The 25,126-nt window shown below is 43.1% G+C and carries 24 protein-coding genes; 11 read left to right on the top strand and 13 right to left on the bottom strand.

Going from position 1 to position 25,126, the window contains the following annotated elements:
• The first annotated feature begins 157 nt into the window (after positions 1-157).
• The gene (locus tag GL182_RS00165) at positions 158-859 is read left to right on the top strand and encodes a hypothetical protein (RefSeq protein WP_163377553.1); all 702 of its coding nucleotides are present in this window, start codon (positions 158-160) and stop codon (positions 857-859) included.
• A gap of 156 nt (positions 860-1,015) precedes the next feature.
• On the opposite strand, the gene GL182_RS00160 is transcribed toward GL182_RS00165, so the two are convergent.
• Genes GL182_RS00160 through GL182_RS00150 form a run of 3 tightly spaced genes read right to left on the bottom strand, consistent with a single transcriptional unit; the run spans position 1,016 to position 3,703 of the window.
• Complete coding sequence (locus tag GL182_RS00160) at positions 1,016-1,861, bottom strand: mechanosensitive ion channel family protein (protein WP_410492699.1); 846 nt, start codon at positions 1,859-1,861, stop codon at positions 1,016-1,018.
• A 55-nt stretch (positions 1,862-1,916) separates the two neighbouring features.
• Positions 1,917-2,627, bottom strand: a complete 711-nt coding sequence (locus tag GL182_RS00155) for a methyltransferase domain-containing protein (protein WP_317167764.1) — start codon at positions 2,625-2,627, stop codon at positions 1,917-1,919.
• Positions 2,624-3,703: a type III polyketide synthase gene (locus tag GL182_RS00150; protein WP_163377551.1), complete on the bottom strand. Its 1,080-nt coding sequence runs from the start codon at positions 3,701-3,703 to the stop codon at positions 2,624-2,626. Before GL182_RS00150 ends, GL182_RS00155 begins: the two co-directional genes overlap by 4 nt.
• 87 nt (positions 3,704-3,790) lie before the next feature.
• On the opposite strand from GL182_RS00150, the gene GL182_RS00145 reads away from it, so the two are divergent.
• Both GL182_RS00145 and GL182_RS00140 read left to right on the top strand, forming a co-directional pair.
• Positions 3,791-4,663 carry a UbiA family prenyltransferase gene (locus tag GL182_RS00145; protein WP_163377550.1) on the top strand — a complete coding sequence of 291 codons (873 nt, stop codon included), beginning with the start codon at positions 3,791-3,793 and terminating at the stop codon, positions 4,661-4,663.
• Between the two features lie 368 nt (positions 4,664-5,031).
• Positions 5,032-8,466 (top strand): ThuA domain-containing protein, encoded by a 3,435-nt coding sequence (locus GL182_RS00140; protein ID WP_163377549.1) that lies wholly within the window; start codon positions 5,032-5,034, stop codon positions 8,464-8,466.
• A 248-nt stretch (positions 8,467-8,714) separates the two neighbouring features.
• Here the strand turns inward: GL182_RS00140 and GL182_RS00135 are convergent, their stop codons facing one another.
• Together GL182_RS00135 and GL182_RS00130 are read right to left on the bottom strand one after the other, a co-directional pair.
• Positions 8,715-10,430 (bottom strand): M56 family metallopeptidase, encoded by a 1,716-nt coding sequence (locus GL182_RS00135; protein WP_163377548.1) that lies wholly within the window; start codon positions 10,428-10,430, stop codon positions 8,715-8,717.
• The gene (locus GL182_RS00130; protein ID WP_163377547.1) at positions 10,427-10,804 is read right to left on the bottom strand and encodes a BlaI/MecI/CopY family transcriptional regulator; all 378 of its coding nucleotides are present in this window, start codon (positions 10,802-10,804) and stop codon (positions 10,427-10,429) included. Before GL182_RS00130 ends, GL182_RS00135 begins: the two co-directional genes overlap by 4 nt.
• Before the next feature lie 142 nt (positions 10,805-10,946).
• Between GL182_RS00130 and GL182_RS00125 the strand changes: the two genes are divergently transcribed.
• The gene (locus GL182_RS00125; protein ID WP_163377546.1) at positions 10,947-11,699 is read left to right on the top strand and encodes an NRDE family protein; all 753 of its coding nucleotides are present in this window, start codon (positions 10,947-10,949) and stop codon (positions 11,697-11,699) included.
• Between the two features lie 42 nt (positions 11,700-11,741).
• On the top strand, positions 11,742-12,731 hold the full coding sequence (locus tag GL182_RS00120; RefSeq protein ID WP_163377545.1) for a YpdA family putative bacillithiol disulfide reductase: 990 nt from the start codon (positions 11,742-11,744) through the stop codon (positions 12,729-12,731).
• 19 nt (positions 12,732-12,750) lie between these two features.
• On the opposite strand, the gene GL182_RS00115 is transcribed toward GL182_RS00120, so the two are convergent.
• The 3 genes from GL182_RS00115 to dusB are packed head-to-tail and all read right to left on the bottom strand — an operon-like array spanning position 12,751 to position 15,698.
• Positions 12,751-13,707 (bottom strand): mechanosensitive ion channel family protein, encoded by a 957-nt coding sequence (locus GL182_RS00115; protein ID WP_240469489.1) that lies wholly within the window; start codon positions 13,705-13,707, stop codon positions 12,751-12,753.
• 33 nt (positions 13,708-13,740) lie between these two features.
• Entirely contained in the window at positions 13,741-14,652 is a 912-nt protein-coding gene (locus GL182_RS00110) for a DMT family transporter (RefSeq protein ID WP_240469488.1), read from the bottom strand.
• Between the two features lie 56 nt (positions 14,653-14,708).
• Positions 14,709-15,698, bottom strand: a complete 990-nt coding sequence (dusB, locus tag GL182_RS00105) for a tRNA dihydrouridine synthase DusB (protein ID WP_163377544.1) — start codon at positions 15,696-15,698, stop codon at positions 14,709-14,711.
• A 148-nt stretch (positions 15,699-15,846) separates the two neighbouring features.
• Here dusB and GL182_RS00100 point away from each other — a divergent pair, with 148 nt between their 5' ends.
• The 4 genes from GL182_RS00100 (at position 15,847) to GL182_RS00085 (ending at position 18,580) form a co-directional block, all read left to right on the top strand.
• Positions 15,847-16,794, top strand: coding sequence for a CPBP family intramembrane glutamic endopeptidase (locus tag GL182_RS00100; RefSeq protein ID WP_163377543.1), 948 nt, complete (start codon positions 15,847-15,849; stop codon positions 16,792-16,794).
• Entirely contained in the window at positions 16,778-16,984 is a 207-nt protein-coding gene (locus GL182_RS00095; RefSeq protein ID WP_163377542.1) for a DUF2007 domain-containing protein, read from the top strand. Before GL182_RS00100 ends, GL182_RS00095 begins: the two co-directional genes overlap by 17 nt.
• On the top strand, positions 16,968-17,807 hold the full coding sequence (locus GL182_RS00090; RefSeq protein WP_163377541.1) for a phosphatidate cytidylyltransferase: 840 nt from the start codon (positions 16,968-16,970) through the stop codon (positions 17,805-17,807). Before GL182_RS00095 ends, GL182_RS00090 begins: the two co-directional genes overlap by 17 nt.
• 113 nt (positions 17,808-17,920) lie before the next feature.
• Entirely contained in the window at positions 17,921-18,580 is a 660-nt protein-coding gene (locus GL182_RS00085) for a phosphatidylserine decarboxylase family protein (protein WP_163377540.1), read from the top strand.
• A 16-nt stretch (positions 18,581-18,596) separates the two neighbouring features.
• On the opposite strand, the gene GL182_RS00080 is transcribed toward GL182_RS00085, so the two are convergent.
• The 4 genes from GL182_RS00080 to GL182_RS00065 are packed head-to-tail and all read right to left on the bottom strand — an operon-like array spanning position 18,597 to position 21,062.
• Positions 18,597-19,241: a response regulator transcription factor gene (locus GL182_RS00080; protein WP_163377539.1), complete on the bottom strand. Its 645-nt coding sequence runs from the start codon at positions 19,239-19,241 to the stop codon at positions 18,597-18,599.
• Entirely contained in the window at positions 19,234-19,950 is a 717-nt protein-coding gene (locus tag GL182_RS00075) for a sensor histidine kinase (RefSeq protein ID WP_317167762.1), read from the bottom strand. Before GL182_RS00075 ends, GL182_RS00080 begins: the two co-directional genes overlap by 8 nt.
• A 52-nt stretch (positions 19,951-20,002) precedes the next feature.
• Positions 20,003-20,683 (bottom strand): hypothetical protein, encoded by a 681-nt coding sequence (locus GL182_RS00070; RefSeq protein WP_163377537.1) that lies wholly within the window; start codon positions 20,681-20,683, stop codon positions 20,003-20,005.
• 31 nt (positions 20,684-20,714) lie between these two features.
• On the bottom strand, positions 20,715-21,062 hold the full coding sequence (locus GL182_RS00065; protein ID WP_163377536.1) for a hypothetical protein: 348 nt from the start codon (positions 21,060-21,062) through the stop codon (positions 20,715-20,717).
• Between the two features lie 481 nt (positions 21,063-21,543).
• Between GL182_RS00065 and GL182_RS00060 the strand changes: the two genes are divergently transcribed.
• On the top strand, positions 21,544-22,092 hold the full coding sequence (locus GL182_RS00060) for a LemA family protein (RefSeq protein WP_163377535.1): 549 nt from the start codon (positions 21,544-21,546) through the stop codon (positions 22,090-22,092).
• A 1-nt stretch (position 22,093) separates the two neighbouring features.
• Complete coding sequence (locus GL182_RS00055) at positions 22,094-24,019, top strand: DUF2207 domain-containing protein (RefSeq protein ID WP_163377534.1); 1,926 nt, start codon at positions 22,094-22,096, stop codon at positions 24,017-24,019.
• A gap of 63 nt (positions 24,020-24,082) precedes the next feature.
• Here the strand turns inward: GL182_RS00055 and GL182_RS00050 are convergent, their stop codons facing one another.
• Positions 24,083-25,099 carry a hypothetical protein gene (locus GL182_RS00050; protein ID WP_163377533.1) on the bottom strand — a complete coding sequence of 339 codons (1,017 nt, stop codon included), beginning with the start codon at positions 25,097-25,099 and terminating at the stop codon, positions 24,083-24,085.
• Positions 25,100-25,126: the final 27 nt, after the last annotated feature.

Genomic DNA, 25,126 nt, shown 5'->3' with positions numbered 1-25,126 from the left:
CATATTACATTTCGAATACAAACAAACGATCATTGACTTTATCACAAGAAAATCGATGGGAAATCCAAAATTATATTTGGTTAAATGGTTGGCAGCAATCTTCCCTTTTATCTTTTTTTCCTGTATTCCGACGGAGCAGCAGGATCTCAATCCGAGGATGGAGATCATACCATCTTTAGAGATATCTGATCTGATGGGCTTGATTGAAGAAGTAGATCTGCTGGCACTTTCTGCCATGCAGCAGGATTTGACACAGCAGAAGATCATGCCGCTGCTGGATGAATCTAGCTGCCCCGGCACAAGGATCAGCAGGGATGACAAAAACAAAAAGATAAAAGTAGATTATGGCGACGGCTGTGTCTCTAGTAGGGGATTGGAAAAAAAAGGTGTGTTAACCATTTCCTACTCAGATGAATTTCTATATAAGGGGAGTAAAATGACGATTACCTTCGAAAATTTTTCCCTAAATGGACAGCAAATGCAAGGCCAGCGAAAACTGGAAAACCTGGGATATCAGGTAGCTAGCAGAAGCTTACGGTTTGCTTCGGAAACGAACAATTTCCAGGTAATAAATTCCGAAGGCCAAAGGTTTATTTTAAATCAGGCTTATATCCGGGATTTGCAATTATCAACGGAAAAAACAGGTTTTCGGATTTATTTATCTGGATACGGAACATTGTCAACGGACAATTTCTCCAAAACATCCTTTGAAATTTTAAAATCAATCGTTTATCGACAGGAATGCATGCAATCAGGAGTGCCTGCTCCTACTGAGGGCAGCCTGCAACTCAAAAACGATAAGGATGAGAAAATATTGGTCAATTATGACACGGAAGGTTGTGTAATCCTTCCAGATTGAAGATTTTATTTTTTTGAAAGCAAATTACGTGTGTAGTTGGAAGTGAAGTTGGTTGAGTTTTGGTAGTTGGTTATTTTTTAATGTAGGGTTTACCCGGAGCCTCTTTAACTTGGTAGTGTTGGAGGCTCCGGCTTTTTTACCCTTTTTGATAATATCTTACCCCTTGATTTCAGGCTTTCCCTCAGGAAAGAAATGATGCACATCGCGTTGAGGAAAAGGCACTTCAATGTCATGTGCTTCCAGTGATTCTTTGATGGCTTCCATATTATCCCAGAATACCGGCCATAAATTATCTGCGTCAGACCAGCACCTTACTGACAAATCCAGTGAATTGTCGCCGAAATTGGTGAAATAAACTGCCGGTGCAGGGTCATCATGAATCCTTTCATCCTTTTTCAGGGTGTCCAGAATTACCTGCCGGGTTTTTTTCAAATCCGTTCCATAAGCCACACCCACAGCCATTTCTACCCTCCGGGTAGGCTTGACAGAAAAATTGGTGATGCTGTTATTGGCCAATGCTCCGTTTGGGATGGTTACCACCTTGTTATCAAAATTCCTAACAGTGGTGTAAAGAATGGCAATGTTTTCTACTGAGCCTAAGGTTCCTTGTGCTTCGATGGTATCCCCTACCTTAAACGGCTTGAAGATCAGAATCAATATCCCACCTGCAAAATTGGCCAATGAGCCCTGTAGTGCCAGACCAATGGCCAAACCTGCAGCACCCAAAATGGCAATAAAGGCGGTAACTTCAACCCCCAGATTGGAAAGGACTATCAAAATCAATATCACGTACAATAATCCTTTCAGAAAACTGTTCAGAAAGGATATAAGCGAACGGTCAACATCATACTTGATAAAAATCTTATTCGTAGCCGTCAAGACAAAACTGATAACCCACTTACCTATAAAATAAATAACTAAGGCAATCAATATTTTTGTGAGGGCTCCTAAAATAAACTCTGGGGCATTTTCCATCATGCCTCCAAAATCAATGGTATCCATGTCCATAGTATTATGTAATTGTGGTTTGAAATGTTTTTATAAAACGAAAATTTCTTCAAAACCAGCAAATAACCTGCCATCTGAAGGCCCAATGCCAGGAAATTTTAAATTTCTCCACTCCGGCAGCCTGTAAAATGAACTCCCAGTCCTTCCTGGAAAAAGCCCTCAACACGGAAAGTGGAGCATCATTTTTGACCATATTGGAACGAGAAAATAATGCGGTCAAGCCTTTTATGCTGTAATAAGCCAAAAAATGCCGGTGAAGGTCATTGATTACCAACCCCAATCTACCCATCGTTTTCAGGTTAGTCAATAGTTGGATGAGTTCTTCATTGGTAAAATGATGCGTAAACAAAGTACAGGTCAAAATGTCTGCCTGCCCTTCCAAAAATTCCTGATCAAAGACATTTCCCAACCTGAAATCAACGTCAACTTTTGCCAGGCTGCCATTTTCCTTTGCCAGGCTGATGATATGCGGATTGGCATCTATACCCATTACTTTACTGCGGTACCCTTTGGCTTCGGCCCATCTTTTGATCAATATGGCCATATCCCCTCCTCCACAACCCAGGTCGGCAATGGTGTAAAGTTCCTGCGGTTTTTCCCTGATCAGCATTTCCAATCCCGAAGTAGTGACTGTATTTCCTCCCAGCAAAAGGTTGATGGTTTTTAATTCACGGAGCGTCTGTTCCAATTCACTTCCGCTGCTTTGCAGGTCGTCCATTAATTCTTTGGCCTGACTTCTCTGTGAAAATTTATTCATCATTTTTCCAACAATAAGGTCTCCAACGTGAGTCCAGGCCCAAAACCCATGGCCAGAATATCTCCATGAATGCCCGGATCATCCAATATGGCAGCCAAAACAAACAATATGGTGACGGATGACATGTTTCCAAATTTCTCCAGTACCCGGTGCGCGTGGGAGTTTTGCTCCTCTCCAATACCGAATGCAGCTTCAATTTTTCTTAAAATTTGTTTTCCGCCCGGATGAATCGCAAACTGCCTGATCTGCGAAATCCCAAACTTTGTTTCCAAATTTTTTCTAAACTCCCTAATTCCATTGCTTAACAACTCCGGTATATACTTACTGAGTTTCATTTCAAAGCCAAAATCACCTATAGACCAGGCCATTTCTGATTCCCCCTCTATCAAAATATTGCTTTGGTATTGCTTTATCGCCAGGCCCTCCAGTGAGGAGGATTTTATCAGCACTGCTGCAGCTCCATCCCCAAACAGGGCGTTGGCAATGACATTGTCCTCATTGTATTCTTTTTGAAAATGGATGGTACAAAGTTCCACCCCTACTACCAATACGTTGGACTCCGCCTCGCTTCGACAAATCCTGTCAGCTAACTTTATGGCATTAAATGCCGCATAGCATCCCATAAAATGAATGGCATACCTTTCAATATTATTGCTGAACCCCATGGCTTGAATAATGTCCATTTCCACCCCCGGTGCATACATTCCTGTACAAGAAACCAGAATCAAATGGGAGACCTTTTCAGGTAATACATCCGCCTTCACCAAACACCGCTGAATGGCCAGATTGGCCAAAACCGGTGCCTCCTTTCTAAAAACCTGCATGCGACTGGCCGTACCAGGAAAGGGCTCCAAAGTATGGTTGTTTGGGAAAAAGGCAAATTTACCCGGATCCTCCTGGTTAAAATCCTTTAAAGCACTGAACCGCTGCCGGATACCTGACTTGCGGTAAACAAAACCCAATTTTCTGCTTTCACTGCTATCCAGGCCGTGAGCCATTTGCATGAAACGACTGATATTTTCCTGAGGTATGGGGTTTCCGGGATTGGCCAGTCCAATACTTACGATATGGCTTTGCATGGATTTCTATTTAGCTGATTTTTATTGTAATTTTCAAGATAAGTAAAAAACAGTTGCCTTGGCGAAAAGTTATCAAGCTTTCTAGTTATGTTTGAAAAATCCAGTTGGGAACACCTGAGGATTCCCTTTTCTTATTACCTGATGCCCGTATTTTTATTTGCGCTGGCAACTGTCCCTGAAGCAGATACCTTCAGGGCCATTTGGGTTTGGATAGTCCTTCACCTGTTGCTCTACCCTTCCAGCAATGGTTATAACAGCTATTTTGATAAAGATGAAAAGAGCATTGGTGGCCTGAAAAACCCAAAAAAAGTCACCAAAGGCCTGTACTACCTTTCCCAGCTTTTCTTTTTTGTGGCGCTGGTGTGTTCTGTTTTTATGGGGGCAGTATTTTTCATCATGGTATTGGTTTATGGCTTGGTATCCATGGCTTACAGCCATCCGGGCATCAGGCTCAAAAAATATCCGTATTTAAGTTGGCTTACTGCCGGATTTTTTCAGGGAGCTTTTACCTTCTGCATGTGTTACGTGGGCATCGCAGGGACTCCTGGTCTGGTTGGATTGGTACAAACAGAAGTGTGGATGCCCGCCTTACTGAGTAGCATTCTCCTGCTAGGCTCCTATCCATTGACACAAATCTACCAACACGATGAAGACCTCAAAAGAGGAGACATCACCCTCAGTATCAAACTCGGTATTACCGGTACTTTTGGATTTTCGGCCATCTGGTTCCTGCTTGGGGGGCTTGCGTTCATCCAATATTTTCTGATTATTGATTTTAAATCAGGCATTTGGGCATTTCTATTCGCCCTGTTACCGGTAGTGAGTTATTTTTCTCTCTGGTTTTTAGTGGCCCAAAAAAATCCGGAACAATATGTCAGCCACCAAATGGCCATGTGGATGAACAAAGTATCTGCCACCGCCTTGAACCTGTTTTTCATTTATCTGGCATTGCATGGCTAAACACTACAATGAATAAGTTTGTGATTGCTACACGCGCCCAACTTTTTTCTCAAAGTCCGAAAGGAATTTGTAAAAAAAGGAAATTTGGGTTAATACCTTGCCGGATTCCGTTACCAGGGAATTGCCCCATTCCTTTGGCATAGAATCGCCGCCCGTAAAAATAACTGATAATCGAATCCCAGAAATTAAATTGTGCTGCCAATCCTCCGCTTAAAAGAAATTTAAAAAGAATTCCAATCTGTATTTTTTGATGAATCAACCGATTGCGACAACAAAATGAGGATTACAGTCATTTAAACTAAAATATTGATAAACGGAAGTCACATAAGAAAGATATTCTTTATATTGCTGCAAAATTTAAACAAAGTATGTATATCAATCGCATGATAAAGGGCTTTATGGCCCTTTTGTTTGCAGGGCTTTTTATAGGTGCCTGTGCTACCAGATCCGGAGATCCAAAAGTGTTGGTCTTCTCCAAAACATCAGGTTTTTACCATGAATCCATTCCTGATGGTATCCGAGCCATATATAAATTGGGAGAAGAAAATGGTTTTCTTGTGGACACGACCACCAATGCGGCCTTGTTTACGGAAGAAATCCTGGAACAATACAGTGCCGTTATTTTTCTGAGCACAACTGGCGACGTTTTGAACCATTATCAGGAAGCAGATTTTGAAAGGTACATACAAGCCGGAGGAGGCTTTGTAGGTATTCATGCTGCTGCGGATACCGAATATGACTGGGCATGGTATGGAAAAATGACCGGAGGTTATTTTTCTGATCATCCCGGTATCAATGACCCGCATCCCAATGTGCAGGAAGGCGTAATAGATGTGGTGGATAAGTCACACAGCAGTACTTCCTTCTTACCGGACCAATGGACCAGAACCGATGAATGGTACAGTTACAAAGATTTCAATGAAAGTGTAAAGGTATTGATGACATTGGATGAGGATAGTTATCAGGGAGGAGAAGATATGGGAGAGCATCCCATCGCCTGGTACCATGAATATGATGGGGGCAGGGCTTTCTACACCGGGGGTGGACACACATCGGCTTCCTTTGAAGAGGATTTATACCTGCAGCATTTGCTGGAAGGAATCAAATATGCAATTGGTGAAAATAAAAAACTCGACTATTCAACTGCAACCAGCAAAAGGGTTCCCGAGGCAGATCGATTTGAAAAAGTGACCATGGTAAGGGGTGAATTTACCGAACCTACTGAAATGGCCATTTTGCCAAACCTGGATGTCCTGATTGCGCAAAGAAGGGGAGAAATATTGCTTTATAAAGCAGGAGATTCCACCGCCAATCAAATCACCCGCCTGGATGTATACTGGAAAACGGACGCTCCCAGGGTAAATGCGGAGGAAGGCCTCATGGGCATCAAAGCAGATCCTGATTTTGAAAACAACCATTGGGTGTATGTCTTTTATAGTCCTACAGGCAAATCGGTCAACCGGCTCTCCAGGTTTAAATTTCAGGAGGATGAATGGAAAATGGATACCGAACAGGTAATTCTTGAGTTTTATTCCCAGCGGGATATTTGCTGCCATACCGGCGGTTCCATTGCTTTTGACAGCGAAGGTTTACTGTACGTATCGGCAGGGGACAACTCAACCCCCTTTAACCAACCCAACCAGCCACATACCCTGAGGGGATATGCTCCCCTGGATGATCGTCCCGGCTTTGAACAATATGATGCGGCCAGGTCTTCCGGCAACACCAACGACCTGAGGGGCAAAATTCTCCGCATTAAGGTTAATGAAGATGGCAGCTATAGCATTCCGGAGGGTAACCTGTACCCTGAGGGAATGGAAGGTACGAAACCGGAAATATATGTACAGGGAAACAGAAATCCATACCGGATCAGCGTGGATCAGAAAACCGGCTTCCTGTACTGGGGAGAGGTGGGCCCTGATGCAAGAGCAGACAGCCTTGGCGTAAGGGGTCCAAAGGGATACGACGAGGTCAATCAGGCCAAAAAGGCCGGCTTTTTTGGCTGGCCCTTCTTTGTAGGTGACAACTACCCTTACAGTGCCTATAATTTTGATACAGGCAAACCACGCATCCAGTTTGACCCCCTCTCTCCGGTAAACATATCCCAGAATAATACGGGTTTGAGAGAATTGCCACCGGCCCAACCGGCTTTCATTTACTATCCCTATGATCAATCGGAAGAGTTCCCCCAGGTTGGAACCGGCGGAAGAAATGCCATGGCCGGTCCTGTATACTATTCGGACCTTTACCCAAATGGTGGTGGGCTTCCTGATTATTATGACGGAAAACTTTTCATTTATGAATGGATAAGGGGTTGGATCAAGGTGGTAACCATGGATGAAAACGGAGATTATCTAAAAATGGAACCTTTCATGGAAGGGGTTCGACACAATGCTCTGATTGACCTGGAAGTAGGACCGGACGGAAAATTGTACCTGCTTGAATATGGCAATGGCTGGTTCAGTGCCAACCCGGATGCCGCCCTGTCAGTCATCCATTATAATCCTGGTAACCGGGCTCCTGTAATAGCTGGGATCTCTTCCGATAAAACCTCCGGCAGCCTTCCTTTGGAAGTAAAGCTAGAGGCAGATGTCAGGGATCCGGAAAATGATCCATTGACTTATTCCTGGGATTTGGGTAATGGAGAGACCCTTTCAACAGATGTACCTGAACTGACGTATACCTATGAGACCATAGGAGATTACGATATTTCCCTTCAGGTGAGCGATACCGGCAATGAGACCGCCCGAAGCAATACCATCAATGTGTACGCAGGTAATGTGGCTCCGGAAATCAAAATTGAATTTATTGGAAATGGCAGCTTCTATTTTCCTGGAAAAAAAGTAAGCTACCAGGTGACAGTCAATGACCCCGACGACTCGTCAGCAGGAGATGACCTATCTTCCTTGTATGTTTCGGCAGATTATATAGAGGGTTTTGACCAGGCCGAAGCAGCCATGGGTCACCAGATCATGTCTGAAGCCATGGCAGGCAAAAGCATCATGGAATCGCTTACCTGTAAAACATGCCATAAGGAAAATGAAACATCCATAGGCCCGGCATATACAGAAGTGGCCAAGAAATACGAAGGTGATTCCGAAGCAGCAGACCATCTGGTCAATAAAATACTCAAAGGAGGTTCAGGAGTATGGGGGGAAACCATGATGCCGGCCAATCCGGATCTCAAGGAAGGTGATGCCCGGAAAATTGTGGCCTGGGTACTATCCCTGGGAGACTTGGAAAACCTGGCCCCCTCGCTTCCTGCAGCCGGAGAAATAGATCCCGTACAGGGAAAAGAAATGGCTGCCAACGGAGTAATGATCCTAAATGCCAGCTTTACCGATAGAGGGGGAGAAAATATCAAACCCCTTAGTTCTTCTACCGCGGTATACCTGAGAAATAGCCAAATCAATTTTGCTGAGCTGGACGAAACGGAAGGATTCAATACCTATGATGTTAACGGACAGCAAATTTTACTGGCCCCGAATTCAGAGGGTTATTTTACTTTAAAAGATATTGATTTGAATGGCATTTCAGGCATTTCTTTTATGGCCGGCTCCCAAAAGCCTTTTGATTTTGGATACCGTATCGAAGCCAGGATCGGAAGCCCGGATGGGAAATTGCTCAGTCAGGCCGTCCTGAGAAAAAAAACCGGAGAAGGAAGGGCCCGGCATCCATTTGAACTGTCTTTTGAAAATGAAGGAGAACTGGGATACCAGGATCTCTACATTGTGACATCTGCCTTAAGCGATGAAGAATCGGTCAATATGGCGATCATGTCCATGGAAATGAAAAGCGAATAAGCTTGCCTCGCTTGAAGTAACCAGACAAGAAAAGGGTTGTTTCACAAACGAAACAGCCCTTTTTCTTTTATTCTGAAATCGAAGTGGTATAGAAGGGTGTTTTTTAGCATTGGCCGCAACTGGGCTCAACAAGTGCCACCGGCCTTTCGCTAATTCCGGTGGCACTTGACCTGATCCTGAAGCCAACCAGAAAATAAGCCTGGAGCAAGGATATTTTCTCCCGGAAAACCAGAAAAGCAAACAAGCACTTACTTTTCTGGTCCGGATGAAGGTTTTTCTTCCCGCTTTTCCCGAAGTGCTTCCATGGATTTTTCTCTTTCCCGCATCTTTTCTTCCATTGCCTTGAATTTGGCCTCCTGCTGTTTGCTCCAGGCTTCCATTTTAGCTTCAAAATCTTTTATTTTAGGTTCATTTTCTCTTCTCCAGGCCTCCATTTTTGCTTCAAAAGCTTCCATTTTGGGTTTAAATTCGGCTTCCCAGGCCTTTATTCGGGTCTCAAGATCATTTTGAGTCTCCTCCATTTTTTTCTGTATCACTTTTATTTTTTCCTCAAATTTTTCTTTCTGGACCAGCCCTTCGGGAGTAGTATCCCTGTGAAACCGGATAATTTTGGAAGTATAAACCCGGATACTGTCGCCCAGTTCTTCTATCAGAACTTTAGAAAGAGTAGGTACATTTTCAGGAAATGGAGGAGTAAATTCCATGATGGGTGGCGGGCTGAATGTCATCGATGGAATGGAGTCCAATTCCAGATCTACTTCCTCTATTTCCTGAGAATCCAATACAATCTCCACCTCGATGGATTCTTTTTCATCGGAGATATCCTTTTTGGGAAGACTGTCCAAAAGGCTTAAATCGGAAGGGCTTAATGAATAATGGGCGGATTCCGCTATCGATCTGGTTTCGAGCCATGGTGCAGGAGTCGGATTCTCCTGACGGGCAGCACCCAGTAGCAGGATAAAGCTAAGTAAGCAGGTAATCATCATGGTTTTAGTAATTAATGGTGAGTTGGCTAATTTTGAAGGTTTTACACCCATCATTCTCTGGATTCGATGAAGGGTTGGAAAACCGGATTTTTGAGCAGCCATGGCTAGTTCGGGAGCCTGCATGGCTGTGCGGTTTACAATGTGGGCCAGGGCATGTGCCAGGTCTGAAGGTTTTGCTCCGCTTCCAATCGCCAAATCATCTGTGGCTTGTTCCCGGGATTCCCTGACAGATAAATTTATCCACCAAAAGGCCGGATGGTAGAAAAAGAGCATTTCAAGAATGGACTGAATTAAATTGACGGCAAAATCCTGCCTGCGAACATGGGCCAACTCATGGGCAAGTATGGCTTCCAATTGCTCGGGCGGCATGTTAAAAACCAATCCGGCCGGCAGCAGTACCATGGGTTTTAGTATGCCAAAAACCATGGGCACTTCAATTTCTTTACTTTCCCGGACAGCAACAGGGAGGTTAACCTGCATTTTTTGAAGATAAGCTGTTGCCTTGTCCGAAATCCATTTGGGCAAATCTGTTGAAGACCTCCGCTTTATTTGTTGCAAGTTCACAAAATTACCCAGCAGACGTAGCATGTAAAAAACGACGCCTATCAACCAAACATTTACCAGGTAGGGCAGGGACTTGTGAAAATAGGCTCCTGCCGCTGCGCTTATTCGCCAGAAGCTCTCCCCGTCAATTGGCCCTTCTCCTGAGGTGACCGGTAAATGGACTGCTAAAGTTGAGGGATTTGTAGTCTCAGTAAGCAGCAGCCCGTATTCATACCACGCGGTACCTATAAAACAAAGGAACATTAATAAAAGGGCAAATAAACCTGTCAGGTAACGGTATTGAGGGATCTGAAAAATCCGCACGCGCAAGATCAAAGCATACATGGCAGCCAGCAAAAGAAATTGCCACAGGGAGTGCAGCAGGGACCAGCCCAGCACCTCGGGTAAATCACCTGTAAACCATGTCGTTTTCATGACTTTTCGTTTTCGATTTGGTCTAAAAACGCCCGTATTTCTTCTATTTCCTCCCTGGATGGATCACTTTGTCCCAAAGCCTGCATGACCAGCTTTTTTGTTGATCCGCCAAATGTCTTGCTGATAAAATTCTTTACAAGAGAATGCTGGGTATCCTTCTGACTAACCATAGTACGGTAAACATGCCTTCTTTTTCCATCATCTCGGCTGAGTAATCCCTTACCATACATGTTTTGCATGATCTTTAGTGTGGTGGTATATCCGGTCTCTTTCTCCTGTGTTAACTTTTCGTGTACCTCACGGACACTGGCCTCTCCCAAATCCCAGATAATGGCCAAAACTTCCAGTTCGGCCGCAGTAGGTTTTTCTTGCATCTTGTTATACGATTGATTTCGTACCAAATATATACGATGAAAATCGTATTAACAAGAGATATACGATATTTATCGTATTAAAATTTGTTAAAAATTTGCCCTACAGGTTTTTTCGGTAGCCTGCTTCTCACTTAATTTGTGCATGTGTTTGATTACTTTTAGTTGGCGACAGCATCCTGATTATAAATTGGTATTGACTGCCAACCGGGATGAGTACTTCCAAAGGCCTACCCAGTCGCTTCATCATTGGGAAAATGGAATATATGCTGGCAGGGATTTGAAAGAAGGAGGTACCTGGTTGGGTTTTCATCCAGATGGACGCTTTGCTGCGCTGACCAATTTCCGTGATATTCCCAATGAAAGGCCGCGCGAAAGATCAAGGGGGGAACTGGTAACTGGATTTTTAAACGGAACCGAATCACCGCAGTCCTATTTAAGGCAAATCGAAGAATCAAAAGAGCATTACAATGGCTTTAACCTTCTGGTAGGGGCCGGAGAAGACCTGTATGTTTTATCCAATTACGGAGGAGGTATTCAAGCCGTTAAACCGGGAATCCATGCCATATCGAATGCCTATATGGATACACCCTGGCCCAAGGTACAGTTGGCAAAAGAGCAGTTAAAATCCCTGCTGGCAAGTAAAACCCCGAATTTGGATGACTTATTGGGGTTGCTTCAATCCAGGGAGTCCGCTCCGGAAAAAGAACTGCCTGCCACTGGCTTGTCCGGAGAACTTGAAAAAGCAGTTTCTGCCCAATTTATCCGTGTAGATGACTACTACGGCACAGTCAACACCACCGCTGTGCTTTGGCACCAGGAAGGTAAAGCGAAGATTAAAGAAGTTCGTACCATTCCCCATCAGGAAATCACCGAATTTAACATTCCGGGAAAATAGCCTCAGGCAGGAACTATGATGGAATAATCATGTTATAATCTTATGAAAAAGTTGGAACTGTTGATTATTGGCGCCGGCCCAATTGGCTTGGCCTGCGGCATAGAAGCCCAAAAGAAAAATCTGGACTACCTGATTGTGGAAAAGGGGGTATTGACCAATTCAATTTTCAACTATCCGGTCAACATGACTTTTTTTTCCACTTCCGAAAAGCTGGAGATGGGGGACATACCCTTCATGTCTATTTCCAATAAGCCTACCCGCCCTGAAGCACTGGAATATTACCGAAGAATAGTCAAACATTACCAGTTGAAAATCAGCCTATATGAGGAAGTTCTACAGTTGAAAAAAAATGACGCTGGCTTTACTGTAAAAACATCCAAAGGTGAATACCAGGCCGAAAAACTGGTCATGGCCACAGGGTTTTATGATTTGCCCAATACCATGAATGTTCCTGGGGAGGAACTACCAAAAGTAACGCATTATTATAAAGAACCCTGGCCTTATATCGGACAGAAAATAGTAGTGGTAGGCGGCGGCAATTCTGCCGTGGATGTAGCCCTGGAGACTTGGCGAAAAGGCGCAGAAGTGACCATGGTAGTCATGAAACCACAAATCGACCAAACGGTCAAATACTGGGTCTTACCTGATATTGAAAACCGCATCAAAGAAGGATCAATCAAGGGTTACTTCAACACCACGATCAAGGAAATCAGGGAGAAGGAGGTAATTCTGAACACTCCGGAGGGTGAAGTGAGCATAGCGAATGACTTTGTACTGGCCATGACCGGATACAAACCCAATTTTGCCTTATTGGATCAGCTGGGGGTAGAGCTAAGCCTGGATGAGAAAAGACAGCCATGCTATGACGACAGCAGCCAGGAATCCAATGTGCCGGGATTGTATCTGGCAGGGGTGGTCTGCGGCGGCCTGAATACGCGGGAATTTTTCATAGAAAACACCATCGTTCATGCCCGGGCCATCATTGATGATATTGTGAAGAAAAAATCTGCTCCAAATCCGGTAATTTCCTGATATAAAGAGCATCTGTGTCTCATTTCTTTTCCAAAGGATTGGTTTCCGGATGCACCTTATCCTGATGAAGCAGTATGGTGGAAGTAGGGTAGGCAATGCGGATATTGTCCTCTGGGCCCAAACGTTCCAGAATGCTTTCCGTAATGGCATGCTCAAACATCCTTCTTTTTTTCGGGTCACAGAGGTAACGCATGGAAAGCTGAATGCCCCTTTCCGTGATTTTAGTGAAAATCATCGGGGTAAATTGTTTGTATACGATCAAATGGTCCTGCTTGGCTTTTTTAAACACCCTTTCAGCCAGCTTTAAATCGTCCTTCAGGTGCTCATTGAGTATTTCCAATAAAATGGCTTTGGCCTTTTTAAAATCACTCCTGAGGGTGATGTAAATCTTCTGTTCGTTCCAGATATAATTGAATCCAATAGAATAATTGGCCTGGGCATCCATAAAAACTTTGCCATTGGGCACATGGATAACCCGACCTGTACTTTGGTCTGCATCCACCCAGTTTCCTATTTCCAGCAAAGAAAACTGAAAAAGCCTGAGGTCTATCACATCCCCCTGTACTTCTCCGATTTGAATCCGGTCACCCACATCAAATGGCTTTCTCAGGTAGATAAAAGCCCATCCGGCGATGTTGACAAAAATATCCTTGAGGGCAATGGCTATGCCTGCCGAAAGCAAACCAAAAAATGTAGTGACGGATTGGAAGTTATTGATCCAGAGGTTACCAATAATCAATATCCCCACAATAAAAGAAGTATATTCTATGACCTTTCTCCAGTGATATTGGCGTTTGAGCTCCACTGCATCTCCCCTGTAAATCAGCCTTACGGAAATCTTGTTGATCAGCCACATGATAAAAATGATAAGGATCGTCTGTAATATCCTGTTTCTCAACGCAACATCAATATCAAAATCTAGGAAGTTGTCAAACATGGTAATGGCGCTATCAAAATCAAGCTTTAAACTAGGCAAATAAATACCAATAATTCAATGCCCGGGAAAGAATTATTTTGAAAGCCTGGATTTCCGGTTGCCTACCCAGACCCCAATGATGACGGCAAAGATCCCCAGGTAATGAAGCGGAAACAATTTCTCTCCATCCCAAACACCCCAGAAAATGGCCACCAGAGGCACCAGATAGGTTACAGAGCTGGCAAAAACAGGTGAAACCAACTTTACCATGGCGTTAAAAAGCACCAATGCAGCGGCCGTACCGATTATTCCCAGGGCCGTAACGTAGCCGGCTGCTTCCCAGGCACCTTCCACATGAAGGAGTTTAAATGAAAAGTTCGTAAATGCGAATAAATAGATGGCCGCCAGTGGTAAAACCATCATCAAGGAAATGGCCGTAATGGTCCTTGGTTTAATTTCCTGTACCCTATATTTGATGATATTGACATTCAAGCCATAACAAACGGTGGCAGCTACTACAAACAAGCCGTAAAGGTTAAAGTCTGAAAAAAAAGAAAACCCACTGTCAGCACCTGCCAATACCAGGATGCCTACGCCCAGAAAAGCAATGGCTAAGCCAAGGACTATCCTCCAGGTAATCCTGGCTTGAAAAAACAGGGCTCCTACCAGGACCACCATTAAAGGCGTCAAGGCATTGATCACTCCTGCAAGGGAAGAGGAAAGGTTGGTTTGGGCGGTAGCAAATAAAAAGGCAGGTATGAAACTTCCCACAAAGCCTATTACGAGCAGGTATCCCATTTGGCGGCTGCTCAAATGTTTTAGGACTGGCATGGCCAAAGGAAGCAATACCGTTCCGGCCGTGACAATCCTTAAAGATCCCACCTCTCCGGCAGAAAAAACCAACAGTGCTTTTTTGATTAAAATGAAGGAACTCCCCCATATCAAGGCCAGGACAACCAACATCCCCCAATTTTTGAGTGCTTGATAGGTATTGGTTTCAGGCATTGGCGGAGAATTTTTTCATTTTATCGGAAAGTCAGAAAAATAAAAGGTTCCATATTTTAGAATTCCACTCCCTCAAATACCCGGGACACTTCATCGAGAATCTGCCTCACCGCAGCATAATCCTCGGTAGTGACCAGGGCTGTACGGTAAGGTTTAAAGTGTGGCAGGCCTCTGAAATAATTGGTGTAATGCCTTCTCATTTCCAGCAAGCCCAGTTTTTCTCCTTTCCATTCTACTGAAAAATCCAGGTGTCTTTTGGCCACGGCTACCCTTTCTGCAAGGTCTGGCCCTGCCAGTAAATTTCCTGTAGCAAAATAATGTTTGATTTCATCGAAAATCCAGGGATAGCCAATCGCCGCCCTACCTATCATTATTCCATCCACGCCATATTTGTCCCTATAAAGCTTTGCTTTTTCGGGACTATCAATGTCCCCATTTCCAAAAACAGGTATTTTTATCCTGGGGTTGTTTTTAACATCGGCGAGGTATTTCCAGTTGGCTTCACCTTTGTACATTTGCTTCCGGGTTCGGGCATGGATACTGATGGGCTGAATCCCAATATCCTGCAACCTTTCTGTAACCTCCTCTATTCTGATCGTATTTTCATCCCAACCCAGCCTTGTTTTGACGGTTACGGGAATATTGACCGCCTTAACTATTTGCGCTGTCATGGAAACCATTTTATCGATATCCAACAAAATCCCTGCTCCTGCCCCTTTGCAGGCCACTTTATTTACGGGGCAACCATAATTGATATCCAGGATGTCAGGGCCAGCTGCTTCCACTATGGCTGCTGCTTCCCTCATGGAGCTTATCTCATTGCCGAATATCTGGATGCCTATTGGGCGTTCATAATCGTAAACATCTAGTTTTTGCACCGATTTAGCTGCATCACGTATCAATCCCTCAGAGCTGATAAACTCCGTATACATCAGGTCTGCTCCGTTGCTTTTGCAAACAGCCCGGAAAGGTGGATCACTGACATCTTCCATGGGTGCCAGCAACAGGGGAAATTCTCCCAGATTTAAATCTCCGATTTTAATCACGCCTTGAAATTTTTTGCAAAAATGACTGTTTTTCCTTGTATATCAATAACATTGCCGGGATTCTAGTCAGAAAAACGTCAATTTATTTAGTTCCTAAAAGAGAAAGCTCCTTGTGGTGCCCGCTAATTCATGTAAATTTACTCTGAATATGGAAATATACGAACACCGACCAGGCCAACGAGTAAACCAGCATTGGTTACTTTCTATTACGGTATTGGTTTTAATCGTCTTTGGTACCCTGGCCATTTTGCAAACCCTTGCGATAGGGTTGATCCCTGTATTATTCGGCATTTCATTTGACGAATTACCTGGACTACTTTCTGCTACCCTGGATCATCCCAACAGCAGGATGGCCTTTTTGTTTATACAGGGCCTGGGTGGGGGCCTGGCTTTCCTGCTTGGCGGTTGGTTGTTTATCCGGCTGGTAGATAAAAAGACCTTAAGATTCAATCAACAGCTGTCCCCTGAAAAGCTCAACACCGTCTGGATCGTATTCCCCTTACTTTTCGGTTTTGTCCTTTTCAATTCCCTCATGGTATATTTAAATATGAATGTGGAATTTCCTGAGGCCTTAAGCGAACTGGAAGCCATGTTAAGGGAAAAGGAAGACCAATTGATGGAATTGACAAAGTTCCTTACGGATTTTGACTCCGTTGCAGAATTACTGATGGGAATATTGGTCATTGGCTTATTGGCAGGCATTGGGGAAGAATACCTTTTCAGGGGAATTTTGCAGCCCAAACTGCACCATTACACAGGTAATGCCCATCTTGGGGTTTGGATCACGGCATTCATTTTTTCTGCGATTCATTTTCAGTTTTACGGTTTTTTACCCAGGCTCATGTTAGGAGCTTTATTTGGTTACCTTTACCTTTATTCAGGCAGCTTGATATATCCAATGCTGGCGCATATTCTAAACAATACCTTTACCTTGATTCTGGTCTATTTTAACAAACTCAACCTCATCGAATTTGACATGGAAGATGCCACAAACCTGTATTGGGAATATGTCATCCTGGGATTAATTGTTTTTCTTATCAGCTGGAAAATGTTTTTAAAACTTCAGAAATCCAATACCTATGGGAAAGTGGCATAAAATTTTTGAAACTGACTTGCCCATCAGGGCGGAGATTGTAAAAGGCGTTTTGGAGGAGAAAGGTATCGCAGCCGTTATCTTGAACAAAAAGGACCCGGTTTACAGGATTCATGGAACCATACAAGTGATGGTCTCTTCAGCAGATGCCGACAGTGCGATAAAAATTATTGATCATGAGATCTCGTTTTAGTATCAGCAATTACAGCAATTTGGCCCAGCGGGTCATCACAGCACTGATAGGCGCTATAGTGATCATCAGTAGTGCCATTTTTAGTGAGTGGTCTTATTTTATCGTTTTTGCAATTATTCTTGGTTTTACTCAAATGGAGTTTTATAAACTTTCAGGTTTGGACGGAATGCTGCCCCTGAAAAGCTTTGGAACATTCGTGGGGCTTTTGATTTTTGCATTCACTTTTCTTGAAGAAATGAAAATCATACCTATTGCTTATTATTTCCTGGTCTTCCCACTGGTATCGATGATTTTTTTTATAAAGCTGTACCGGAAATCTGACAAAAAACCCTTTACAGGGATAGCCTATACCATTTTGGGAATTTTCTATGTCGCCATACCTTTTTCGCTACTGACTGTGGCCGCTTTTTCTGTAGACAAAACCTTTCATTATGAAATCATCATCGGATCACTTTTTATCCTTTGGGCAAGTGACTCAGGAGCATTCTTTGCAGGTACCAAATTTGGCAAAACCAAACTTTTTGAAAGGGTATCACCAAAAAAATCCTGGGAAGGAAGTCTTGGTGGTGCATTTACAGCTATAGTAGTCACGTATTTCATTTCGAAAAATTTTACTGTTCTTCCCGAGTGGCAATGGTTTTGTATCATGACCATCATTATCATTGCAGGTACCTATGGAGACCTGATTGAGTCTCTTTTCAAAAGGAGTATTGCCATTAAAGATTCCGGAAAAGGCCTTCCCGGACATGGAGGATTTATGGATCGTTTTGATGGATTATTGTTGTCCACCCCTTTTATCGTAGCATTCTTGAAAATATTTTAATATTTCCTTAAAAAAATGCTAATATTGTAATGCGATAGGTGCCGCTTACAGGCTTTCCCGATTAATTGTATATTAGGGAACCTAACCTGTTTTTGATTTAACATTTTATCATCATGACCATTCATAAAGAAGGAAAATCGCTTTTGTTTTGGACACTAATTGTCCTGGCTGCTATCAACATAGGACTACACCAGTTATTCCCTGAAAAGGAATTGTTACTGAATGTTTTTTTGCTGGGCAGCATTGTGCTCTACCTGGCTGTTTTGCAATTCTTCCGCAACCCGGCCATACCCATTCCGGATGACCCGCAATTGATCTATGCCCCTGCTGATGGAAAGGTGGTGGTGATAGAAAACAACCATGAGGATGAATACCTGAAGGAAGAAAGGGTGCAGGTGTCTATTTTTATGTCTCCAATCAATGTTCATGTCAACAGGTCCCCCATTACAGGAATATTAAAGTATTTCAAGTACCATCCGGGCAAGTTTTTGGTGGCCTGGCATCCAAAATCGAGTTCAGACAATGAGAGAACTTCCCTGGTCATAGAGCATCCCAATGGCATACAGTTAATGGTACGTCAAATAGCAGGTGCCGTGGCCCGGAGAATCAAATGGTACGTAGCTAAGGGAGACCCGATGGTGCAGGGTCATGAATTTGGATTCATTAAATTCGGTTCAAGGGTAGATGTATTTATTCCAACCGACGCTGAAATTTTGGTGGATGTCAACCAAACTACCAGAGCAGGAATCACCCCCCTGGCACGGCTCAAATAGAGAACCTAAAACCTCCCTAACCCAGCCCCATTTCCAAAGCTTTTTTGACCAATTCTGCCATGGAAGATACTTCCAGTTTCTGGTGCAGGTGCTTGCGGTGTGTTTCAACCGTAAAAATACTCAAGTGCAGCTCATCTGCGATCTCCTTGCTGGTTTTACCTTTTGCAATCCATTTCAAAATTTCAATTTCTCTTTTGGAAAGCTTAAAGGCTGTTTTAAAATGATCGTATTGCTCAAAATCATCATCTTCAGCTTGCTTTAGTACGTGGTCAAAATTGGCCAGGTACCTGTCCTCCATCACTTCTCTGATGGTAAAAATCAACTCATCAGGATCTGCATTTTTGAGAATGTAGGCATTTACCCCCTGTTTGATACATTTGCTGAAAATTTCTTCATCATCGTACATGGAAAGAACTATTGTTTTGATTTTCCATCTTTTCCTTTTGATATGCTGAAGAATCGCCAAACCATTGGTACCTGGCATGTTCATATCCGTAATGAGCAGGTCGGCCTTAACGTTTTCCAGGGCATCCAGGGTCTCCTTACCATTGTGAAAAACCCCTACAACTTCAAAATCTGTTTCTCTTGAAAGCAGGTTTTCTATACCTGCCGCAAACAATTTGTGATCATCTGCCAATAATATTCTGGTTTTGTTAACCATGATTACTTAAGCTCTTTTTATCCAATGCTATTTTAATTTGAGTGCCCTTGTTGTGGGCCGAGTTTACTTCTACGCTTCCTTCTATCGTTTGGATCCTGGATTTAAGGTTTTTAATGCCCAGACCCTTGGAAGCTTCCGAGGTATCAAACCCAACTCCATCATCTTCAATGATCAATAAAAGAAGATCCTCGTCCAGGGAAAGTTTGATCGAAATCATGCCAGGAGAAGCATGTTTGATGGCATTATTAAGGCACTCCTGGACCATTCGGATCAAAACCAACTTCTTGTCCACATGGATAAAGTTGACCGGACTACCGGATTTTTCGAAAGAGGTGGCACAATAGCCGCTTTTTTCAATCCTGCCTAACTCCTCCATTAGAAAGTGCTCAAACTCCACCTCCCTGATATAATCTCTATTGATAGATTTGGAAAGACTCCTGACTTCCCGAATGATTTGATTGATCAACTTTTTTCCCTCGCTAAGCCCTGATCCATCCGGGTTATTCAATACCAACTTTGCAAGAGACAACAACTGCCCGATATTGTCGTGCAGCTCCTGACTCACATGGTATAAGGTTTGCTCCCTAATCTCTTTTTCAGCATTCAGGATGGTATTTTCATAATCTGCTTTAAGGATTTGGATTTTATGCCGGTTTTTGATTTGCCTTTGCCTGTGTATGACCACGATAGTAATTATAAATACTGCCATGATCACCATTAATACTACTCCAGTGAGGATGGCAAGGAAAGTATTTAAAGCACTATCTTCCATCCCGGCTCTTCATGAAAATCAAAGTGGAATAAAATGATAGCCCAAAAATCAAATAAAGCAAGGCTGCGAAAACCCTGTTCATGGAAGCAAGAACCGTAAGATACCATTTATCGATATCCCATAAAATATTAATGGAACCAAAATAAATGAAATTGGGGCAGTAGAACAGCAGTATGGCCGCAATATTCCAAAAATGAGGCACACTCAAAAGTGGTTGCTCCCAATAACCCTCCACCAGAAAGACCCGAAACAATAAATAACAACAAACTACAACGATACCAAAACTACCCAGTAGGTGGGTATACTGCTGAAACATCACCGTAGGGCTTTGGAAAAATAAGGAATTTGTAATGGCCCAGATCAAAAACAGAACAATGAATACCAACAACAGCTTTTTTACCTTTACCTGATCAATTAAAGAATGGAGGTAAGCCAAAATCAATAGGGTCTCCCCTACCACGAAAAAAAGGTTGTAAACCAGCACATTCTTCTGCCCTTGCATCACCAGGTAATAGGCATACAACTCAAAGGACATTACATATACTATAATAAAAAAAATGAACAGGTGAGCTTTTTTCTCTTCCAGACCATACCTGCGGTTTAAGTAGAAATAAGCCAATGAAAACAACAACCCTAAACCAATAAAGGAAAGGTATAAAAGCGGAGTCATGGGAAAAAGAGGAAAATATTCTGAAGTACTATCAACAATCCGGAGGACAAACCTTCCCCCCATTGACGATCATGGTTTCCTGGTTGGGATCCTCATTTTCGTTTGATGCCGTCAGCACCAGGGTTAATTTGCCAATATACGCTTCCCCACGCTCCTGATCTTCTCTTTCTGACAGGGTTTCCTTATCGTACATGCCCAGATAAATCTTTACTCCTCCTGTTTTGGGGTCTGTTTGTGCCAACAATTTCTCTATGGTATGTCTGTCAAACCATACCGAGCGGGTTTGGTCCCTCGCAGTTTCTTTGTTGATGGCCTCCTCCGCTTCACGGATAAATCTATTGTAGTTCTGCTTAAGTCTTTCGAATATTTTAAAATCCATTTGAAACTAAGTTTTAGGTGATATTGAATTAGTCAAAATTAACCATTCTTGTGTATATCTTGTGTATAATTGATCCATTAATTAAAAAAAAATCACGCTTCATCTACCTGACTAAGAAATAATTTGCCATACCACGTTTAATCCGGAAAAGCTCTGATTGGCAGTCATTCTTTGACCGGATGAAATGGTGTTAAAAAAAAGCTTTCCAAATGGCCTTTAATGGTTATTAAACTGTACCACTATAGGGACAGGTAATTAAGCATGACGAAGGCAACCCAGGGAAGGGTCATTATCAAACCCGCAAGATTCTCCCAATTTAGGATAGGGACAGGCCATCCCGACCTTCGGTGCGGGACAAGTTATGACCAATAAGAAACAATTATTAACCCATAAAAGCATATATTAAGCTCCAATGAATGTCATATTGAAATAAAATGGCTATTTTGGTAGTTTCTATATACAATTAATTTCGATTCTTGTCATGATTATTACCTTATTGATCCTGGGTCTCCTGATTTTTCAGGTTATTTTTATTTACAATCGCCTTATTCGCTTGAGAAATAATGCCCGGGAAGGGTGGAGCGGCATAGATGTACAGCTAAAAAGAAGGGCTGACCTGGTTCCCAATCTGGTCACCACTGTGAAGGGCTATGCTTCACATGAAAAACAGCTTTTGGAAGAAATTACTTCCCTGCGGAATCAGAGCATTTCCGGACAGACAGTTCCGGATCAGGCAAAAACTGCATCGGAATTGGGTAGATCATTGAAGCGGCTGATGGTAATTGCTGAAGCCTATCCCGACCTGAAGGCAGATAAGAATTTTTTAAAGCTACAGGAGCAGCTTTCAGAAATTGAAAACTACCTGCAAAAATCCAGAAGGTATTATAACGGTACCGTCAGAGAACTCAATATTAAAATAGAATCCTTTCCTTCCAATATCATTGCCCGGCTTTTTGGTTTTGAAAAGTTTGACTTCTTTGCCTTGACCGATGAATCGGATAGGATGGTACCAGAAATCAATTTAAGTTAATATGCGTCCAATCATTCTTTGTCTATTCTTCTTTTGCTCCGTAAGCCCGTCTTTCCTGTATGCTCAGGACCAGGAAGAAATATTAAATTATCACAGTGAAATAGAAGTCCAACTGGATGGATCCTTAAAAGTAACGGAGGAGATACAGGTAAGAAGTACCGGAAATGCCATAAAAAGAGGCATTTTTCGAAGTTTCCCCGTGAGATACAGGGACCGCTTCAACAATCAGGTACGCGTAGGATTTGATATCCTGGAAGTCAGGAAAAATGGAGAGCAGGAACCCTACGAGATCATTCGTCAGGGGGACTATGAAGTGGTTCGGATTGGAGATGAAAATACGTTTCTTGATCCAGGCATTTACGATTATACTTTGGAATACAGCACCAACAGGCAGATTGGTTTCTTTGAAACCTTCGATGAACTTTACTGGAATGCCATAGGGGACAGCTGGGATTTCAGGATCCTGGAAGCTTCTGCCAGAGTCATCCTCCCTGAAGGTGGCATAATGGGACAATATGCCGCCTATGCTGGGCCATACGGGAGCAACCGTTGTCCCTGTAATGTCAAAAAGGAATCCGATCGTGTTTTGTTTGTCGAGGTTACAGAGCCGTTAAACGCAGGCGAACCATTAACCGTAGCTGTTTCCTGGCAGAAAGGCTTGATAGCACCGCCTGGTACGGCAGCGAAGACAAAGGAGTTTTTAGGTGATAATGCGGGAATCCTTGCCCTGGTAATCGGATTAATTCTTGCTTTTGCTTTTTACTTTTTTGCCTGGACAAAGGTGGGTAAGGATCCACACAAAGGAGGAATATATCCCATTTTTGAGGTACCGGAGGGCCTGGATGCAGCAGGGGTCAGGTACCTTTATAAAATGGGATTTGATACCAAAGCCTATGTTTCAGCTATCGTTGCATTGGCAACCAATGGCTGGCTAAAAATTATTGAAGAAAAGAAAAAGAAGTATGTACTGGAAAAAATCGATTTTCCCGAAACCAGTAACAGCGGCTACCAACGCATCATGTCTAATCTGTTTCCTGCCGGAAACCAGACCATTAGTCTGGACCAGAAAGAACACAAAAAAATAGGCGGGGCCATGAAAGGGCTCCAAAAGGATTTGAATGACCGGTTTCATGGTACCCATTTTAAAAACAATTATGCCTGGCTGGTACCTGGTATATTGATATCCATTATAGGTTTGGTTTTAGGGGTCAAATATACCATGGATGTTTCCCTGGAATCAGAAAATGTTTTTTTGATCATCGGACTGTTTTTTTGTTTCTTTTTATTAATGTTTTTGAGAAAGGTTTTTCTTACAGTGATGCATTACATGGATTACGGTCATGTAAAAATGAGTACCCTGATCAGTGAAGCTTTCAGTCTGGTATTTATCCTCGGTTTCCCCATCATTGCCCTTTATTTCTTTGATGCGCAGTTTCCGGTAGGCTTTCTATTGGTGGCACTGGTTTTAGGCTTAATCAATGTTGTTTTCGCATTCCTGATAAAAGCCCCCACTGAAAAAGGAAGAAAAGTAATGGATGAAATTGAAGGGTTCCGAATGTACCTGAATGCTGCTGAAAAGCCGTTATTGGAATCATTCAATCCCCCAGGTCTGACACCTGAAATTTTTGAGAAATTTCTACCCTATGCCATTGCATTGGATGTTGGGGAAGCATGGGGTAAGGCTTTTGAAAATAAAATTGATTCTCTTTCTACCGAAGACAACCGGTCCCGTAGCCGTTACCATCCCTCCTGGTATGCCGGAACTGGCTTTGCTGCAGGTTCACTTGCAGGGTTTTCTTCCAATCTTGGGAAAACCTTTGGTTCTGCCTTAAGCAATTCTGCCAGTCCTCCCGGGTCAAAATCCGGTAGTGGCGGCGGTGGTAGCTCCGGAGGCGGCGGCGGCGGTGGCGGCGGTGGCGGCTGGTAAAATAGAAAAGCCCCTGAGAGAATTGCTCAGAGGCTTTTTTTTGGTGACTTTTGGTTCAATTCATTAATCCTGTTGTAATACGGTCTTCATGGCATCAATGTAGGAAGGCTCAGGTACTTCCTGCTCCTGAAGCAGCATCACAAAATGCTCCGCAAGAATTTCCTCGGGATGAAGGGTATAGTCGGTATTATCTCCTATTTTCTGTTTGAGATCGGTAGCAGCAGCAAAGTTTTTAAGTACTGGCATATTGTCCACCAGGGAAGCCTGCTTTTCGTCAGCAGCCCCTTCCACAAACATTAACCTTTGTTTCAGGTAGGTAAAAAAGGATCCTCCATCCCATTCTTCCTCCGATATCAGGATGAATACCACCTCTTCGCTTTCCCCATCTACTTCCAGGGTAATGGTATGCTCAAGGAAAGGAGCATCAGGATTGGTAATGACAAAATCCCGGATGCCTTCCGGATACTCTATCCGGTTACTTTCTGTAAAATTAATGGTTTCAAAGAGCGCATTTCTCTTCTCCGGCTTAAAGCGGGTCAATATGTGAAACAGTTCGTGGATCAGAAAACTTTCATTTACCAAACCCCTGACCACGATGTAATTTTCACGGGTATAGCTTACAGCCCCGCCTTCTTCCAGCATACTGGATTTGATCAGTAAAATTTCTTCTGGAAACTCCAACTGAAGGTCCATGGCATCAATTTTATCTTTGATTCCAAGAATTCGTTCTTCCAACACCGCTTTTTCTTCCTCAGTCCAAGCCTGAGCCTGTAGAGAAGCGAAGGTAAGGTAATCCTCCTCTTCTGTACTTTCTCTATTTTGCGTTCTGGATGCAAGATCAAACTTGCTCAGCACCTGGGTATAGCTGTCTGAGGTACCAAGCCTTTCGGCTGCTTCTTCCTGAGGGGTAAAAATGATATTGGTACCCTCAATAAATGGTACTTCCACATCCGGATCCCTTGGGGTCGGGTTTTCAGGATTTTCCGGCTCTTCCGGTTCCTGAGGTGGATTAGGTTCATCCACGGTACATGCTGCCATGAGCAACAATAGAAATAGGGGGTAAACGAGTAGTTTTTTCATTTTTAGTTAATTAATAGATACTGATGT

The organism is Cyclobacterium sp. SYSU L10401, from assembly GCF_010993705.1.
GTDB lineage: Bacteria > Bacteroidota > Bacteroidia > Cytophagales > Cyclobacteriaceae > Cyclobacterium.
Note: the sequence above shows the minus strand (reverse complement) of the source record. Positions and strands in the feature narration are given on the sequence as shown.